Here is a 362-nt window from a genome sequence, read left to right on the forward strand (position 1 = left end):
TTTCGGATTCGACGAACATGCTTGCCGGGTCTTCGGCAACGACCAGGCCGACGTTCCGGGTCGCGGTGCTCTTGATCCGGGTGGTGATCCGGTCCCGGTAGTCGCCCGTGTCCACCGGGGCGCTTGCGCGGGCCCGGGCGGCGATGCTGTCCAGGTGTCGCTGCAGGACGGCGGTGACCTTGGGTGAGTGCCCGAGTTTGGTGAAGAAGGCGTTGTTCCACTTCATCTTGCCTGTCATCAGCCCGCCACCTTCCTGACCCGGAACTCAACGCCTGGGTTCCAGCCTGTGAGGGCGTTCTTCCAGTCGGCTACTTCGCCCTCGACGTCCCAGAGCCCGGAGCGGGCCCTGATGCGGTCGTGGG

The 362-nt window shown here is 66.0% G+C and carries 1 protein-coding gene; it reads right to left on the reverse strand.

Going from position 1 to position 362, the window contains the following annotated elements:
* Positions 1 to 238: hypothetical protein (locus tag AC3XQU_RS23285; protein WP_489876523.1), on the reverse strand; the 238-nt coding region annotated here is incomplete at its 3' end.
* Positions 239 to 362 lie beyond the last annotated feature (124 nt).

Source organism: Telluria sp. AZSoR62, from assembly GCF_058111565.1.